This is a genomic window from Pseudomonas lactucae, from assembly GCF_036688725.1.
In the GTDB taxonomy this organism is placed as follows: domain Bacteria; phylum Pseudomonadota; class Gammaproteobacteria; order Pseudomonadales; family Pseudomonadaceae; genus Aquipseudomonas; species Aquipseudomonas lactucae.
In genome coordinates, this window is sequence record NZ_JAQQPT010000010.1 from 87,372 (window position 1) to 103,268 (window position 15,897).

Here is a 15,897-nt window from a genome sequence, read left to right on the forward strand (position 1 = left end):
CGCCCATCCCTGAACGGATGGGAGGCACTCTAGAAAGTCTGTCTATGAACAGGTTATCGGATACTTCTGCCCCTCAAGTGGGAATGCGGCGCCGCCACCAGTGGGAAAATTTACAGGATCCGGTACAGCAAGCGCTCGATCCGCACCCGACTGACCCGGCGCAGGAATTTGCCGACTGCGGGTGGGTAGTCCACCAGGGTCTGCAACTGCTGGTAGCCGCCGATGCGCGTGGCGTGCTGGAAAATCTGCGCCAGCTCCGCGCGCCGTGGCGCCAGCCACTGGGCCTTGGGATCATCGATCAGCAAGGCGTTTTCCAGGTCGAGGCGGAACGCTCGAGGGTTGAGGTTGTTGCCAGTGAGCAAGGTGTAACGCTCATCGACCCACATGCCCTTGAGGTGGTAGCTGTTGTCGCCGTCGTGCCACAGGTGCAGGTTGAGTTGGCCACTGTCGATCATTGCCTGATGGCGCTTGGCGAAACGGCGCAGGCTGATTTCGTACAGGTACGGCAATGCCGCAATGACCTTGAACGGCTCGCTGGGCGGGATATAGAAGTCGTTGGCGGTCTTGTCGCCGACGATGATGTCGATCTTCACGCCGCGCGCCAGGGCGCGGTTGATTTCGCGGGTCACCGGCAGCGGCAGGTTGAAGTATGGCGTGCAGAGGGTCAGTTGCTGTTGGGCGCTGGCGATCAGCTCCAGGATCACCCGGCTCAACGGGTTGTTCTTGCCGACGCCCAGCAAAGGGCTCACCGACAAATGGCCATTGGGCAGTTGCCCGGCCGTGGTGTCGTAGGCCGCGTGTTTGAGACGGCTGCGCAGGTCGCCGATGTCGTTGCGCAGGCTGCGGGTGGTGGGCGGGTTCGGCAGGTCGAGACGGTGCACCGCCTTGGATGCCACCAGGCCATGCTCCACCAGGTGCTGCATGGAGTCGGCCAACGGTTGGCTGTGGATCAGGTGGTAACGGTCGAAACGGTACTTGTCGAACTTGTGCAGGTACACGTTGTTCAGGCTGGCACCGCTGTACAGCACGGTATCGTCGATCACAAAGCCCTTGAGGTGCAGCACGCCGAACAGCTCGCGGGTTTGCACCGGTACGCCGTACACCGGCACTTCACTGGCGTGGCTCTGGGTCATGGCCTGGTACCAGGCACTGTTGCCCGGCTGCTTGCCGGCGCCGATCAGCCCGCGCTGGGCGCGCAGCCAGTCGACCACGACGACGATATCCAGCTGCGGCCGCGCGGCCTTGGCCGCGTGCAGGGCGTCGTAGATCTCTTGCCCCGCTTCGTCCTGCTGCAAATACAGCGCGACGATGTAGATACGCCGGGTGGCCTGGGGGATTTTTTCCAGCAGGCAGCGCCGATAAGCATCGGCGCCGGACAGCACCTCAATGGCTTCGGGTGTGACTGGAAAACCACGTAGCTTGGGCAGCAGGGAGCGTTTGAAGAACGACGGCATAAGGCTCGCAATGGGTCGAATCCGAAGAGGGCCCGAGCTTACACCATGAGCCTGCTCAGGTCTCGCTACCGGGCATGGAAAATTTTATCGACAAAGAAGAACGATCGTTCTACTATATTAAGCATGAACGACATGCCCAGTAATGAAACCCGCGACATTATCCTCGACGTCACCGAGAAGTTGATCTATCGCCATGGCATTGCCGCCACCGGCATGGATTTACTGGTGAAAACCGCCGGCGTCTCGAGAAAAAGTATCTACCGCTACTTCGCCAATAAAGACGAATTGGTGATTGCCGCCCTGCAACGCCGCGATGGGCGTTGGATGCACTGGCTGCGTGGCGAAGTCGAACAGGTCGACGGCAGCGGCGCACGCTTGCTGGCGGTATTCGCCGCCTTGAAAACCTGGTTCGGCTCGGCGGATTTCCGCGGCTGCGCCTTCATCAACACCAGTGGTGAAACCGGCAACCCGAACGACCCGGTGCGCCTGCTGGCCAAGGCCCACAAACAAAAGCTGTTCGAGTACCTGCTCGAACTCTGTACCGCACATGGCACCCCCGACCCCGGACGGCAGGCCGCGCACTTGCTGATCCTGATCGATGGCGCCATCACCGTTGCCCTGGTGATGGGCGATTCAACAGCCGCTGATAATGCGCAATGCATGGCGCAAACGTTATTGGGACTGTGAACGCACGCTGGCGCAACTTCTTCTTAACAGGAGTCATGACATGTCATCCACCCCAGAAACACGCCCGCCCCTCCCGCCGTTCACGCGTGAATCGGCCATCGAAAAAGTGCGCCTGGCCGAAGACGGCTGGAACTCACGCGACCCACACCGTGTATCCCTGGCCTACACCCTCGACACGCAATGGCGCAACCGCGCCGAGTTCGCGCATAACCGCGAAGAAGCCAAGGGTTTCCTCACGCGTAAATGGGCCAAGGAACTGGATTACCGACTGATCAAGGAGCTGTGGGCCTTTACCGATAACCGCATCGCGGTGCGCTATGCCTACGAATGGCACGACGACTCGGGCAACTGGTTCCGCTCCTATGGCAATGAGAATTGGGAGTTCGACGAGAACGGCCTGATGGCCCACCGCTTTGCGTGCATCAACGATATGCCGATCAAGGAAAGCGAACGCAAGTTCCACTGGCCTTTGGGCCGCCGCCCGGATGATCATCCGGGGCTGTCCGACCTGGGCCTGTAAAACCTGCGGGAGGGGCAGTGCCCCTCCCACAGGTGGATCGCTCTCCGGTTATGGATTGCCGACGCAGACTAGTCCTGGTTCAAACCGACCCGATACAGCGCGCCGTTATCCTCATCCGTAAGCACATACAAAAACCCATCCGGCCCCTGCCGCACATCGCGAATCCGCGCCTTCAACCCACCCAGCAAGCGCTCTTCATGCACCACCTTGTCGCCATCGAACTGCAAGCGAATCAGCTCCTGGCTGGCGAGCGCGCCGATAAAGACGTTGTGCTGCCACGGCTTGAAGCGATCGGCATCGTAGAACGCCATGCCGCTGATACCCGGTGATTTCTCCCACACATGACGCGGCTCTACCGTGCCTGCAACGGTTTTGCCCTTGGCTTCGGGAATCGGTGTCAGGGAGTAGTTGATGCCGTGGGTCGCCAGCGGCCAGCCATAGTTTTTGCCGCGTTCGATCACATTGATTTCATCGCCACCCCGAGGCCCATGTTCGTTTTCCCATACCGTGCCGCTCCAGGGGTTCAATGCCAGGCCCTGAGGATTGCGCTGGCCATAGGACCAGATTTCCGGGCGTACGCCTGCCTGGCCCACGAACGGGTTGTCATCCGGCACGCGGCCATCCGGGAAGATCCGCACGACTTTGCCTTGCAGCTTGTCCAGGTCCTGGGCGGTGGGCCGGTCATTGTTTTCGCCAAGGGTCACGAACAGGTAGCCATCACGGTCGAACGCCAGGCGCGAACCGAAGTGATTGCCGGTGGACAGTTTGGGCTCCTGGCGCAGGATCACCTTGAAATCGGTCAAGCCGCTGAGGTCGCTCGCCAGGCGCCCACGACCCACCGCGGTGCCGGCCGTGCCGCCCTTGCCGCCGCCTTCGGCGTACGACAGATAGACCATGCGGTCTTCCTTGAAATCGGGCGACAACACCACATCCAGCAAGCCGCCCTGCCCCTTGGCCCACACCTGCGGGACGCCGCTCAACGGCGCGGAGAGCTTGCCGTCCGGGCTGACGAACCGCAGATGGCCGGGACGCTCAGTCACCAGAAAACCTTGCCTGTCCGGCAGGAACGCGACGGCCCAGGGATGATCCAGGCCTTGGGCGATCGGCGTGACGGAAAGGCTGCCTTGTTCGCTCGGGAACTGTTGGGCATCGGCGGCGTAAACGGCGCTGATGCTGGTTGCACAGATAACGGCTAGCAGGGTTTTGCGTAGAAACATAAGGCGCGTCCTTACCGGCGATTGCCGTTGGCATCATAAGTGGGGGCTTTGGTTTCGGTGGCCGGCCGGCTGGGCGCTGCATCGCGCGTGGGGTAGCGATTGCCGATGCCGCCGTTTTCCAGGGTCGGTGTGCGTGTGGTCGGCCCGGTCTGAATCCCGCGAACCGCCGGCGCACTGGGCTGTGTGCCCTGCATGCTGTTGGGGTTGGCGCGGTGAATGGGGCCGTTGTTGCCGTTATTGTTGCCGGGCAGGTTCTGCGCCTGGGCAGCGCCCGCAAGTGCCAGGCCTAAGGCCAGTGCCGCAAGGTGACGCACAGCAGTGTTCATGACAATGCCTCTCTGGAACGGAAAATACGTGCTTTCGATAACACGCTACGCCCAGGGTTCGGCTTTGGTAACTAAATACTTCCTCATCAGGTGTAACACAATCTGTCCGCGTATCCGTTCGGGGAAACTTTTCCCGCAGCCTCCGAGTCACCAGAACACAGGCTCTGACAGAGGAATCGCACGCATGCCAAGGGCAATCTGGAAAGGCGCTATCAGCTTCGGTTTGGTCCATATCCCGGTGTCGCTAGTATCGGCCACGTCTTCGCAAGGCGTGGATTTCGACTGGCTCGACAAACGCAGCATGGACCCGGTGGGCTACAAGCGCATCAACAAGACCACCGGCAAGGAGGTCACCAAGGAGAACATCGTCAAGGGGGTGGCCTATGAAAAAGGCCGTTACGTGATCCTCAGCGAAGAAGAAATCCGCTCAGCCCATCCCAAATCCACCCAGACCATCGAGATCATCGCCTTTGTGGCCAGCGACCAGATCCCGCTGCAGAACATCGACACCCCTTACTTCCTCGCGCCGGATAAACGCGGTGGCAAGGTGTATGCACTGCTGCGTGAAACCTTGAAGAAAACCCGCAAGGTGGCCCTGGCCAATGTCGTGCTGCACACCAAGCAGCACCTGGCGGCGCTGATGCCGCTGGAGTCGGCCCTGGTGCTGGTCATGCTGCGCTGGCCCGCCGAGGTCCGCGGCCTGGATGAACTGGAACTGGGCAGCGATGTGACCAAGCCCAGCCTGGCCAAGGGCGAATTGGACATGGCCAAGCGCCTGGTGGAAGACATGAGTGCCGACTGGCAGCCGGATGAGTATCGCGACAGCTTCCAGGACAAGATCATGGCGCTGGTGGCCAAGAAGGCCAAGGCCGGCAAGATCGAAGACGTGGAGTCCCAGGAGGGCAGCGACGAGCGCAAATCGGCCGACGTGATCGACCTGACCGAACTGCTCAAGCGTAGCCTGGCAGGCAAACCGGCGGCCAAAAAAACCGCCGCGAAGAAATCCTCGAAAAAGGCCTCTTGAGCCTGCCGATGCCTGGAGAATCCTATGGCAAAGCCCCTGAGTGAGTACAACCGCAAACGCGATTTCGAGATCACCGCCGAACCTTCGGGCGAGGCATCCGCGCGTAAACGCAAGGCGTCGGCGCTGTCCTTCGTGATCCAGAAACACGATGCCAGCCACCTGCACTATGACTTTCGCCTGGAACTGGACGGCGTGCTCAAGAGCTGGGCCGTGCCCAAGGGCCCGAGCCTGGACCCCAGCCACAAACGCCTGGCGGTGCATGTCGAGGATCACCCGCTCAGTTATGGCAGTTTTGAAGGCAGCATCCCGGCAGGCCAATACGGCGCCGGGGACGTGATTGTGTGGGACCGGGGCGTGTGGCAACCCCATGACGATCCCCATAAGGCCTACGCCGCCGGCAAACTCAAGTTCACCCTGGTCGGCGAAAAGCTCTCCGGCGACTGGGCCTTGGTGCGCACCCGCCTCAAGGGCAGCGGCGACAAGGAGCAATGGCTGCTGATCAAGGAAAAGGACCAGCAAGCCCGCCCCGCGAGCGACTACGACATTGTCGAGGCCGAACCGAACAGCGTGCTCAGCGAAGCCACCATCGACACGCCCAAGGCCCGGACCACAGCCAAGCCCAAAGCCAAAGCCAAGCCAAAGCCCAGCAAAAAAACCACCGCCCTGCCCGAGGAGTTCACCCCGCAGTTGGCCACGCTGGTTGACCGCGCCCCCGAAGGGGCTTGGCAGTACGAGGTCAAGTTCGACGGTTACCGCATGCTGACGCGCATCCGCGACGGCGAGGTACGTTTGTTCACGCGCAATGGCCATGACTGGACCGACCGCTTGCCGCGCCAGGCCAAGGCCCTGCAAGCGCTCAAACTCAAGGACAGCTGGCTCGACGGCGAGGTAGTCAGCCTTAACGGCGATGGCTTGCCGGATTTCCAGGCGCTGCAGAATGCATTCGATATCGGCCGCAGCCTGGACATCGTCTATTACCTGTTCGACGCCCCCTTTCTTGAGGGGCAGGACCTGCGCCAGGCGCCCGTCGAGGAGCGTCGTGCGGCACTCAAGGCCGCGCTGGGTCGTAGTCGAAGCAAGCTGCTGCGGTTCTCCGAAGCCTTTACCGCGCACCATCAGGATATCTTCGAAAGCGCCTGCGACCTCGCTTTGGAAGGCGTGATCGGCAAGCGCTTGGGCAGCCCCTATGTGTCCAGTCGCAACAGCGATTGGATCAAGCTCAAGTGCCGCCTGCGCCAGGAGTTCGTGATCGTCGGCTATACGCGCCCCCAAGGCTCGCGCAGCGGCTTCGGCGCGTTGCTGCTGGCGGTGAATGACGCGTCAGGGTTGGTCTATGCCGGTCGCGTGGGCACCGGTTTCGACCAGGCATCGCTGAAGAACATTTACGCACAGTTGCAGCCCCTGGAACGTAAAACGTCTCCCCTGCAAAAAACCTTGACCAGTACCCAGGCGCGCGGCGTGCACTGGGTGGAACCGACGCTGGTCGGCGAGGTGCAATTTGCCGAATGGACCCGCGAAGGCGTGGTGCGCCAGGCCGCATTCGTCAGCCTGCGCACCGACAAGCCTGCCGCCCAGATCGTGCATGAACAGCCGCGTGCGGCCAAATCCCTCAAGAACAAGCAACCGGTCAAGAACGTGAACATCACCCACCCCGAACGCGTGATAGACCCGCAAAGCGGCACGCAAAAACAGCAACTGGCGCAGTTCTACGACAGCATCAGCGAATGGATCCTGCCCTTCCTGCACCAACGGCCCGTGTCCCTGCTGCGGGCACCGGAAGGAATCGAGGGCGAGCAGTTCTTCCAGAAACACGCCGAGCGCCTGGCAATTCCCCACATCCGGCAACTGGACCCGTCCCTGGACCCCGGTCATGCGCGCCTGATGCAAATCGACAACGCCCAGGCGCTGGTGGGAGCCGTGCAGATGGGTACCGTCGAGCTGCACACCTGGGGGGCGACCTCGGACAAGATCGAAACCCCGGACCTGTTTGTCCTCGACCTCGACCCGGACCCGGCGCTGCCCTGGAAAACCATGCTGGAAGCGGCGCAACTGACCTTGTCGGTACTCGACGAACTGGGGCTTGAGGCGTTCGTCAAAACCAGCGGCGGCAAAGGCTTGCACTTGGTGGTGCCGCTGGCACGCCGCGACGATTGGGACACGGTGAAGGCCTTTGCCAAGGCCGTCGCGCAATTCATGACCGCACAACTGCCCGAACGCTTTACCGCCACCAGCGGGCCAAAAAATCGCGTCGGCAAGATCTTTATCGATTACCTGCGCAATGCCCGCGGCGCCAGCACCGTGGCGGCCTATTCGGTGCGCGCGCGGCCGGGGTTGCCGGTGTCGGTGCCGGTCAGTCGTGGGGAATTGGAAGGGTTGCGCGGCAGCCAGCAATGGACCGTTGCCAACCTGACGCAGCGCTTGCAGGCGTTAAAGGAAGACCCGTGGGCGGGTTATGCCAATCGGCAGAAAATCAGCAGGAAAATGTGGGACAAGCTGGGCGCCAAGCCACCGCAGTGACAGGCGCCCGAAGCGGTTTCAGATCCATATGAAGAGCAACGCCAGGGCGGCGAAAATCACCCACTGCTCCAGGTAATAGCGCGTCCGGTTGCGCTTTTTCAGCGCCTTGCCGCGCAAGCGGATCTTGTACAGGCGCGTGAACGCACGGTTGAGTGCGCCCGTCTTGTCGCCCTCATCGTTCGGCGAGCCGGCGGCAGCCATCACGGTACGGCTGAACCAGCGATTGAACGCCGCCGCCCAGCGGTATTTCATTGGCCGCTCTACGTCGCAGAACAGAATGATGCGGTTATGCTGCGTGGTGTTTTCGGCGTAATGGATGAACGTCTCGTCGAACATCACCGGCTCACCGTCGCGCCAATAGTAGTTTTCGCCGTCGACATTGATGTAGCAACCCGGATCATTCGGCGTGTCCAGGCCCAGATGATAGCGGTAGGAACCGGCATACGGGTCACGGTGGCGCACCAGCTTGGAGCCCGGCGGCAGCTCGGCGAACATCGCCGCCTTGATCGAGCCGATGCTTTGCACCAACTGCGTGGTGCGCGGGCACAGCTTCATGGCCGACGGATGGCTGTCGCCGTACCACTTGAGGTAGAAACGCTTCCAGCCCGACTTGAAAAACGAGTTGAAGCCCACGTCGTTGTACTGCTGTGAACGCTTGATCTCGCCTGCGCGCAACAAGTTCTGGCCTTCCTGGCGAATCTCTTCCCAGTGCTCCTGCAAAGGGCTCAGGTCGGGAAAATCGCTGGGAGACAGGTACGGTCGGCTTGGCAGCTTGGAAAACAGGTACAAAAAGCAGTTGATCGGCGCCAGGAAGGTCGAATGATCACTGAGCTGGCGCCCCAGCGTGTGTCGCACCCGGCCACGCAGGTGTACATACGCAATGGAGACAACGTAGAGAGCAACAATGATGAGTTTCAAGGGATTTCGTCACACGTCAGAAGAAAACAGGCTACCCCTGCGTGCCCACAACGGCCGAGGATAATAGCAGCACCTGAAATCACAATTCACACAGGCGGCACGACCGGTTGGATGGCAACCGGTGCATGAGCATTGGCCCATATTTAGCCATATTTTGTAACCAAAGGTTAGCCAAAATTTGTGAAAAGCTGTCTACGGCGGCTATTCGAGAGGATGATAGCGGCGAGGAGCAGGCCCTGCGCCCTCACCCATTTGAATCGGCCAACCGGCCAATAACGCGTCAAAGCACCCGTACCTCAGAAAAGGATTTTCATGCCTCCCCTTTCAGATCCAGACTTCCAGGCCCTACAAGGTGCGTGGGAGCAGACCTCACTTGAAGACAACGGTGTACTGAACCCCGCCGACGCCCATAGCGCCCCCGGAGCAATCACCACGATTACCGGCGATCGCTTCCAAGTCACGACAGTGCATGGCGAGGTACTGCTGGCGGGTCGGTTTTTCCTGGACAGCAGCACTTTCCCCAAGCGCATTACCTGGATCGACGCCATAGGCGCTGACGCAGGCAAAGAGTTACCCGCCAGTTACCGGCTTGAAGGCGATGTGTTTGTGTTTATCGCTGCCGATGAGGGCATGCCCAGGCCAATCAGGTTCAGCACCGGTCCGGGCCAGACCATGCGGACGTTCGTCAGACGTTAATGAGCGGTAGGCCATCCGAACGTGCGACATTTTTTTCACAAGGCCTTCACGTTCTGGCCGATAGGGTAAAGCCTACCTACTCCAGTGAATCCCTTGGCCCGCTTCCCTCGCGGGCTTTTTTTCGGGCGCATGAATGGCTCAGGCGGGCCGCTTGGTCGCGACGAGGGTAAAGCAGAGCGGCAATTGCGCGGACTGGTACTCGTACTGGTCGTAGAGTTCTTCACGATTGGAATGCGCATACTCCTGCAACTCGCTGATCCGCAGGTCGGCGCCTATCGCCGCGTTGAGAATGTCCCCAAGGGTGTGTACGAACCAATAGGACGTCGGTCCGGCGGTCTCGGCCTGGCCTTCGTAGACAATGGCTTCGCGCAAGACAAAAGGCTCGCGCTGAAAGTAGGAACTGGAAGGCTGCAACGGGTTTTCGGCCTTCGGATCGAACATCTCGAGGAACGGATGGGTTTCATACATCACCAGCGCCCCGCCGGGTTTCAAGGTGCTGGCGACATGCTGCATGAACAGCGCCACATCCGGCATCCAGCCGAGTACGCCGATGGTCACCAGGGCAATGTCGAAGCGCTCGTGCAGGCGCGGTGGCAGGTGATGGATATCGCTTTCGATAAATTCAGGATCGTGGGGCGAGCGTGCGGCCAACTCGCGGGCCTGCTCGAGAAACGCCCGGGACTGATCCACCCCCACCACCGACCTCGCACCGAGGCCAAACAGTGACAGGCTTTCACGTCCGTTGTTGCAGCACAGTTGAATCACGTCCTTGCCAGCCACGCCGATATCCTGCAGCACGCCGGTCAGGGTGCCGTCGAGGCAGGAAAACTCGGAATTGCCGACCGCCCTCTGCAGCGCGGTCCAGGTCTCGGTGGTTCTATGCAGGCTGGCGGATTGGTTCCAGGCGTCCTTGTTGCAGGCAATTGCTTCTTGAGCCGAAGGCATGTCCATTTGCGTCTCCAGATAATCACTAAACCGAGTAAGGAACATAAGCCACCTGTTCGTCGAACAAAATACCCTGGCGCGCGTGAAACTAATGTCAAATCGTGCAGGTCATTTACGCAATGAGCGCTCAGCCGTTGAACGCCCCTCCCGAAGACATCGCCGTGGCCCACCACTCCGACCTGCGCACCACCCTGTCGCTGGACAGCCTGAATTTCTTCCTGGCGGATGTTCGCGATGGCCTCGGCCCCTATCTGGCGATCTACCTGCTCGCGGTGCACCAATGGGACCCCGCGAGCATCGGCGTGGTCATGACGCTCGCCGGCATCGCCGGTTTGATCAGCCAGGGCCCGGCGGGCGCACTGATTGATCGCACCCGCAGCAAACGCGCGGTGATCGTGGTGGCCGCGCTGCTGGTCACTGCCGCGTGCCTGATGCTGCCCTTTGTCAGTTCGTTCGGCTGGGTGGCATTGACCCAGGCGGCCAGTGCCGTCGCCGCCTCAGCCTTCGCCCCGGCGATATCCGCCATTTCCCTGGGCATCACCGGGCCCCGCGCGTTTACCCGTCGTACCGGACGCAACGAAACGTTCAACCATGCCGGCAATGCCGTGGCTGCCATGCTGGCCGGGGGCCTGGCGTACCTGTTCGGTCCGGTGGTGGTGTTTTACCTGATGGCCTTTATGGCGGTGGCCAGTGTCGTCGCGGTCAGTTGCGTGTCGGCCAAAGCCATTGATCATGAGGTGGCGCGAGGCTTCGATCCCGCTCATCACAGCGATCATGAGCAGCCGTCCGGCATCAAGGTGTTGCTGGCCAACCGGCCGTTGCTGTTGTTCGCGGTCTGCTGCGCGCTGTTCCACCTGGCCAATGCCGCGATGTTGCCGCTGGTCAGTCAGAAGCTGTCGCAGATCAACCTGCACATGGCCACGCCGCTGACCTCGGCGTGCATCGTTGCCGCGCAACTGGTGATGGTGCCGGTGGCCTGGCTGGTGGGCGCCAAGGCCGATGTATGGGGGCGCAAGCCGTTGTTGCTGGTCGGCTTCATGATCCTGCCGCTGCGGGGCGTGCTGTACACCCTGTCCAACGACCCTTACTGGCTGGTGGCGGTGCAAATGCTCGATGGCATCGGCGCGGGCGTCTTCGGCGCGCTGTTCCCGGTGATCGTCAAGGACCTGACCCAAGGTACCGGGCGCTTCAACGTGAGCCTCGGCGCGCTGTCCACAGTGTTTGGCCTGGGCGCGGCCTTGAGCAACAGTCTCGCCGGTTTCGTGGTGCAACAGGCCGGCTACGACGCAGCGTTCCTGACCCTGGCCGGTGTGGCGGCGGTGGCGCTGGCGCTGTTATGGCTGGCGATGCCGGAAACGTTGGAACGCCCCTCTTTCGCGTGCCATACAACTGTCGCCTGAGATATGCGACAATGCGCGCCAAATTCCAACACACATCCCCCATTTTTTGCTCAGCGACCGGGTTTCGCGCCTTGATGTCGCTGTTGATGCATGCCTGACGGCGCCTGCCGCCATGCTCGCAACCCATTGATAGGTAAAGTAATTGATCTCCACAGCTAACATCACCATGCAGTTCGGCGCCAAGCCGCTCTTCGAGAACGTCTCGGTCAAGTTCGGCGCCGGCAACCGTTATGGTTTGATCGGTGCCAACGGTTGCGGCAAGTCGACCTTCATGAAAATCCTCGGCAGCGACCTCGAGCCGTCCGGCGGCCAGGTCATGCTCGAACCGAACGTGCGCTTGGGTAAACTGCGCCAGGACCAGTTCGCCTATGAAGAGTTCACCGTGCTCGATACGGTGATCATGGGCCACGAGGAGCTGTGGAGGGTCAAGGCCGAGCGCGACCGTATCTACTCGCTGCCGGAAATGAGCGAGGAAGACGGCATGGCCGTGGCCGAGCTGGAAACCGAATTCGCCGAGATGGACGGCTACACCGCCGAGTCCCGCGCCGGTGAGCTGCTGCTGGGCCTGGGTATCCCCCTGGAACAGCACTTCGGCCCGATGAGCGAAGTGTCCCCAGGCTGGAAACTGCGGGTCTTGCTGGCCCAGGCGCTGTTCTCCGATCCCGAAGTGCTGTTGCTCGACGAACCGACCAACCACTTGGACATCAATACCATCCGCTGGCTGGAAAACATTCTGACCCAGCGCTCCAGCCTGATGATCATCATCTCTCACGACCGTCACTTCCTGAACAGCGTGTGCACCCACATGGCTGACCTGGACTACGGCGAGCTGCGCCTGTTCCCGGGCAACTACGACGAGTACATGACCGTGGCGACCCAGTCCCGCGAGCAACTGCTGTCGGACAACGCCAAGAAGAAGGCGCAGATCTCCGAGCTGCAATCCTTCGTCAGCCGCTTCTCGGCCAACGCCTCGAAAGCCAAGCAGGCCACTTCCCGCGCCAAGGCGATCGACAAGATCCAGCTGGCCGAGGTCAAGCCGTCGAGCCGCGTGAGCCCGTTCATCCGTTTCGAACAGAACAAGAAACTGCACCGCCAGGCGGTCATCGTCGAGCGCATGGCCAAAGGCTTTGACGGCAAACCGCTGTTCAAGGACTTCAGCTTCCAGGTTGAAGCGGGCGAGCGCGTGGCGATCATCGGCCCGAACGGTATCGGCAAGACCACCCTGCTGCGCACCCTGGTCAATGAACTGACGCCGGACGCGGGCAGCATCAAGTGGACCGATGCCGCGGAACTGGGCTACTACGCCCAGGACCACGCCCACGACTTCGAAGACGACGTCACGCTGTTCGACTGGATGGGCCAATGGACTCAAGGCGAGCAAATGATCCGCGGCACACTGGGTCGCATGCTGTTCTCCAACGACGAGATCCAGAAGTCGGTGAAGGTAATCTCCGGTGGCGAGCAAGGTCGCATGCTGTTCGGCAAGCTGATCCTGCAAAAGCCGAACGTCCTGATCATGGACGAACCGACCAACCACTTGGACATGGAATCGATCGAAGCGCTGAACCTGGCGCTGGAGAACTACCCAGGCACGCTGATCTTCGTCAGCCACGACCGTGAGTTCGTATCGTCCCTGGCCACCCGCATCATCGAGTTGAGCGCCAACGGCGTGATCGACTTCAGCGGCACCTATGACGACTACCTGCGCAGCCAGGGCGTGGTGTTTTAAGAACAGCGATCAGCTGTTAGCTACAAGCAGCAAGATAGAGCCCTGTCCACTGTGACGGGGCTTTTTGCGTCTGATTGAGCGCTGTGATTAATAGTTAGGCTGCTTCCTTTTCCCCCAAGCCCTTGCCATGATGCCCTCACCGCCCGCCAGCGAACGAATATCCATGTCCAATGCCGCCCCCTCCTCCCTGTCGATCACCCTGCAGATCGTCTCCATCGTCTTCTACACCTTTATCGCCTTTATCTGCATCGGCCTGCCGATTGCGGTCATCCCTGGCTATGTGCATGAGCAACTGGGTTTCAGCGCGGTGGTGGCCGGGGTGACCATTGGTTCGCAGTACCTGGCCACGCTGCTCAGCCGGCCCATGGCCGGGCGCGTGTCGGATAACGTCGGCACCAAGCGCGCGATCGTGCTGGGGCTGGCGGGCATTCTGGTCAGTGGCGTGCTGACGTTTTTCGCGACTCTGCTGCACAGCGTGCCCGGCTTGAGCCTGGGCATTCTGATCGTCGCACGGCTGCTGCTGGGCGTGGCCCAAGGCTTGATCGGCGTGGGTACCATCAGTTGGTGCATGGGCCAGGTCGGCGCCGAGCACACGGCGCGTTCGATTTCCTGGAACGGTATCGCCTCGTATGGCGCCATCGCCGTGGGTGCGCCACTGGGTGTGGTGATGGTGGCCGACTATGGCTACAACAGCCTGGGGATTGCGCTGACGGTATTGGCCGCGTTGGGCCTGGTGCTGATCCGCAACAAGCCGTCGGTGCCGGTGATACGCGGTGAGCGCCTGCCATTCCGGGCGGTGTTCGGGCGTATCGCCCCGTTTGGCGCCAGCCTGTGCCTGGCGTCAATCGGGTACGGCACCCTCACCACCTTCATCACCCTGTATTACCTCAATCGCGGCTGGGCCGGCGCGGCGTACTGCCTCACGGTATTTGGCGTGTGTTTTATCCTGTCGCGGCTGGTATTCATCTCGGCGATCAGCCGTTTTGGCGGGTTTCGCGCAGCGATTGCCTGCATGGCCATCGAAACCCTGGGCCTGGCGCTGCTCTGGCTGGCGCCCACCACCAGCGTGGCGTTGATCGGCGCCGGGCTGACCGGTTTCGGTTTATCGCTGGTCTACCCGGCCCTGGGCGTGGAAGCGATCAAGCAGGTGCCCAACAGCAGCCGGGGCGCGGGCTTGAGTGCCTATGCGGTGTTCTTCGACCTGGCCCTGGCGATTGCCGGGCCGTTGATGGGCTTTATTGCGCTGAACCTGGGCTATGGCTGGATCTTCTTTTGCGCGGCACTGCTATCGGCCACAGCCTTGGGCCTGACCTTGCTGCTCATGCGCCGCGCCTACTGATCAGCCGTTTGCAGGCCGGCGCGTGAAGGTTCGCTGAGGGTATGCGCAAAAAACCGCCCGGCCTCGAAAATCAGGTCACGGTGAATGCCTTCGCGGTCAACCCCATCGGCATCGGTGCAAATGGCCGGCATCGCCGCCAGTTGATCACTGTCGCACGGGGCCATGAACACGAAGTGCCCAGCCCCGGCCAGCAGTTTGAAATCCGGTGGCTGCGGCAGTTTGCGCGCCAGGGCCGCCGCGTTTTTGTCCACCGCAACCAGTTTGTCGCCGTCACCGCTGTAGAGCAGCACTGGCACATGCACGTCGGCCAGGGTATGGCGACCGAACATCAGGCTCAGGGGCGCCATCAACATCAGTGCATGGATACGCGGGTCCGATTGCGGTTGCAAGTCATCGCGGTCCATCACCAACTCGCCCTTGGTAGTGCAGGCGTCGCGGTCTTCCGGGCGCTCCTGGCAATAGCGACGCAGGCGGTCGAAATCCGGTTTGGCGCCCGCCAGGATCAGTGCGGTTTCGCCACCGGCGGAATAGCCGATAACGCCCACCTGATCGACGTCGACGAAAGGCGACAGCATCGGGTCCGCCAACGTCGCGGTGATGGCTTCGGAAATCTGGATCGGCCGGCCGTACAGATTGCTCAGCGTGCCTAAGCGACTGTGGTCTTTATAGTTGTCGCCGGGATGCAGCACCGCCACCACCACAAAGCCTTTGCGCGCCAGCGACGTGGCCAGGTCATGCAACGCCAGTGGCGTACCGGTGTTGCCATGGGACAGCATCAGCATCGGGAAACGGCCGATGGCGATTTTGGAGTCTTCGGTGGCGGCGACGCGATAGGCGCCCAATTGCGTGGAGCGCTCGGCGTCGGTGGAAGGATAGAACGCGACGGCTTTCATCGGCTGCAAGTCCAGCGGGTCGAGAAAACTCATGCGATGAAAGCCCACACTCCAATGGGGGTGCGGCGCAGGCGCGGCGTGCACTGAAATCAGGCTGCCGAGCAGGGAGAGAACCATAACAGCACAAAGACGCATCATGGGGACGTCCACCTTTGCTGCGTGAGAACCGACATGTCGAATGAAAAGTCCAGGGTATTGAACCCATGCTTGCACAACCTGGGCCACATCAGAA

Annotated in this window: 14 protein-coding genes; 8 read left to right on the forward strand and 6 right to left on the reverse strand. The window is 61.3% G+C overall.

The genetic code is table 11. From position 1 onward, the window contains the following. Positions 1 to 110 precede the first annotated feature (110 nt). The gene (pssA, locus tag V6M90_RS13345; protein ID WP_078824859.1) at positions 111 to 1,454 is read right to left on the reverse strand and encodes a CDP-diacylglycerol--serine O-phosphatidyltransferase; all 1,344 of its coding nucleotides are present in this window, start codon (positions 1,452 to 1,454) and stop codon (positions 111 to 113) included. Between the two features lie 123 nt (positions 1,455 to 1,577). Here pssA and V6M90_RS13350 point away from each other — a divergent pair, with 123 nt between their 5' ends. Beyond that, positions 1,578 to 2,141 (forward strand): TetR/AcrR family transcriptional regulator, encoded by a 564-nt coding sequence (locus V6M90_RS13350; protein ID WP_042944779.1) that lies wholly within the window; start codon positions 1,578 to 1,580, stop codon positions 2,139 to 2,141. 40 nt (positions 2,142 to 2,181) lie between these two features. After that, positions 2,182 to 2,661, forward strand: a complete 480-nt coding sequence (locus V6M90_RS13355) for a nuclear transport factor 2 family protein (RefSeq protein WP_003174233.1) — start codon at positions 2,182 to 2,184, stop codon at positions 2,659 to 2,661. A 68-nt stretch (positions 2,662 to 2,729) separates the two neighbouring features. Here the strand turns inward: V6M90_RS13355 and V6M90_RS13360 are convergent, their stop codons facing one another. Both V6M90_RS13360 and V6M90_RS13365 read right to left on the reverse strand, forming a co-directional pair. Continuing rightward, on the reverse strand, positions 2,730 to 3,878 hold the full coding sequence (locus V6M90_RS13360) for a PQQ-dependent sugar dehydrogenase (protein WP_305427221.1): 1,149 nt from the start codon (positions 3,876 to 3,878) through the stop codon (positions 2,730 to 2,732). An 11-nt stretch (positions 3,879 to 3,889) separates the two neighbouring features. Continuing rightward, entirely contained in the window at positions 3,890 to 4,204 is a 315-nt protein-coding gene (locus V6M90_RS13365) for a hypothetical protein (RefSeq protein WP_042945775.1), read from the reverse strand. A 184-nt stretch (positions 4,205 to 4,388) separates the two neighbouring features. Between V6M90_RS13365 and ku the strand changes: the two genes are divergently transcribed. Continuing rightward, positions 4,389 to 5,228 carry a non-homologous end joining protein Ku gene (gene ku, locus V6M90_RS13370; protein ID WP_078733405.1) on the forward strand — a complete coding sequence of 280 codons (840 nt, stop codon included), beginning with the start codon at positions 4,389 to 4,391 and terminating at the stop codon, positions 5,226 to 5,228. A 24-nt stretch (positions 5,229 to 5,252) separates the two neighbouring features. After that, positions 5,253 to 7,745, forward strand: a complete 2,493-nt coding sequence (gene ligD / locus V6M90_RS13375; protein WP_305427222.1) for a DNA ligase D — start codon at positions 5,253 to 5,255, stop codon at positions 7,743 to 7,745. 18 nt (positions 7,746 to 7,763) lie between these two features. Here the strand turns inward: ligD and lpxO are convergent, their stop codons facing one another. After that, entirely contained in the window at positions 7,764 to 8,663 is a 900-nt protein-coding gene (gene lpxO / locus V6M90_RS13380; RefSeq protein WP_003174240.1) for a lipid A hydroxylase LpxO, read from the reverse strand. Positions 8,664 to 8,975: 312 nt separating this feature from the next. On the opposite strand from lpxO, the gene V6M90_RS13385 reads away from it, so the two are divergent. Continuing rightward, positions 8,976 to 9,359 carry a TIGR03067 domain-containing protein gene (locus V6M90_RS13385; RefSeq protein WP_003174241.1) on the forward strand — a complete coding sequence of 128 codons (384 nt, stop codon included), beginning with the start codon at positions 8,976 to 8,978 and terminating at the stop codon, positions 9,357 to 9,359. A 138-nt stretch (positions 9,360 to 9,497) separates the two neighbouring features. Here the strand turns inward: V6M90_RS13385 and V6M90_RS13390 are convergent, their stop codons facing one another. Continuing rightward, a complete protein-coding gene (locus tag V6M90_RS13390; RefSeq protein WP_003174242.1) occupies positions 9,498 to 10,310 on the reverse strand; it encodes a class I SAM-dependent methyltransferase in 813 nt (270 codons plus the stop codon). A 155-nt stretch (positions 10,311 to 10,465) separates the two neighbouring features. Between V6M90_RS13390 and V6M90_RS13395 the strand changes: the two genes are divergently transcribed. The 3 genes from V6M90_RS13395 to V6M90_RS13405 all read left to right on the forward strand — a co-directional run bounded on the left by V6M90_RS13395 (position 10,466) and on the right by V6M90_RS13405 (position 14,772). Next, a complete protein-coding gene (locus V6M90_RS13395; protein WP_332846691.1) occupies positions 10,466 to 11,704 on the forward strand; it encodes an MFS transporter in 1,239 nt (412 codons plus the stop codon). 142 nt (positions 11,705 to 11,846) lie between these two features. Beyond that, on the forward strand, positions 11,847 to 13,433 hold the full coding sequence (locus tag V6M90_RS13400) for an ABC-F family ATPase (protein WP_078733410.1): 1,587 nt from the start codon (positions 11,847 to 11,849) through the stop codon (positions 13,431 to 13,433). A gap of 163 nt (positions 13,434 to 13,596) precedes the next feature. Further along, positions 13,597 to 14,772: an MFS transporter gene (locus V6M90_RS13405; protein WP_332846653.1), complete on the forward strand. Its 1,176-nt coding sequence runs from the start codon at positions 13,597 to 13,599 to the stop codon at positions 14,770 to 14,772. Here the strand turns inward: V6M90_RS13405 and V6M90_RS13410 are convergent. Then, complete coding sequence (locus tag V6M90_RS13410; protein ID WP_003174248.1) at positions 14,766 to 15,803, reverse strand: alpha/beta hydrolase family protein; 1,038 nt, start codon at positions 15,801 to 15,803, stop codon at positions 14,766 to 14,768. The genes V6M90_RS13405 and V6M90_RS13410 overlap by 7 nt on opposite strands. Positions 15,804 to 15,897: the final 94 nt, after the last annotated feature.

What these genes read in the sequence shown, in the direction of transcription:
- V6M90_RS13405 (WP_332846653.1), top strand. Translation starts at nt 13,597, where the DNA reads ATGTCCAATGCCGCCCCCTCCTCCCTGTCGATCACCCTGCAGATCGTC.
- V6M90_RS13390 (WP_003174242.1), bottom strand. Translation starts at nt 10,310, where the DNA reads ATGGACATGCCTTCGGCTCAAGAAGCAATTGCCTGCAACAAGGACGCC.
- V6M90_RS13385 (WP_003174241.1), top strand. Translation starts at nt 8,976, where the DNA reads ATGCCTCCCCTTTCAGATCCAGACTTCCAGGCCCTACAAGGTGCGTGG.
- ligD (WP_305427222.1), top strand. Translation starts at nt 5,253, where the DNA reads ATGGCAAAGCCCCTGAGTGAGTACAACCGCAAACGCGATTTCGAGATC.
- V6M90_RS13360 (WP_305427221.1), bottom strand. Translation starts at nt 3,878, where the DNA reads ATGTTTCTACGCAAAACCCTGCTAGCCGTTATCTGTGCAACCAGCATC.
- V6M90_RS13350 (WP_042944779.1), top strand. Translation starts at nt 1,578, where the DNA reads ATGAACGACATGCCCAGTAATGAAACCCGCGACATTATCCTCGACGTC.
- ku (WP_078733405.1), top strand. Translation starts at nt 4,389, where the DNA reads ATGCCAAGGGCAATCTGGAAAGGCGCTATCAGCTTCGGTTTGGTCCAT.
- pssA (WP_078824859.1), bottom strand. Translation starts at nt 1,454, where the DNA reads ATGCCGTCGTTCTTCAAACGCTCCCTGCTGCCCAAGCTACGTGGTTTT.
- V6M90_RS13365 (WP_042945775.1), bottom strand. Translation starts at nt 4,204, where the DNA reads ATGAACACTGCTGTGCGTCACCTTGCGGCACTGGCCTTAGGCCTGGCA.
- V6M90_RS13410 (WP_003174248.1), bottom strand. Translation starts at nt 15,803, where the DNA reads ATGATGCGTCTTTGTGCTGTTATGGTTCTCTCCCTGCTCGGCAGCCTG.
- V6M90_RS13355 (WP_003174233.1), top strand. Translation starts at nt 2,182, where the DNA reads ATGTCATCCACCCCAGAAACACGCCCGCCCCTCCCGCCGTTCACGCGT.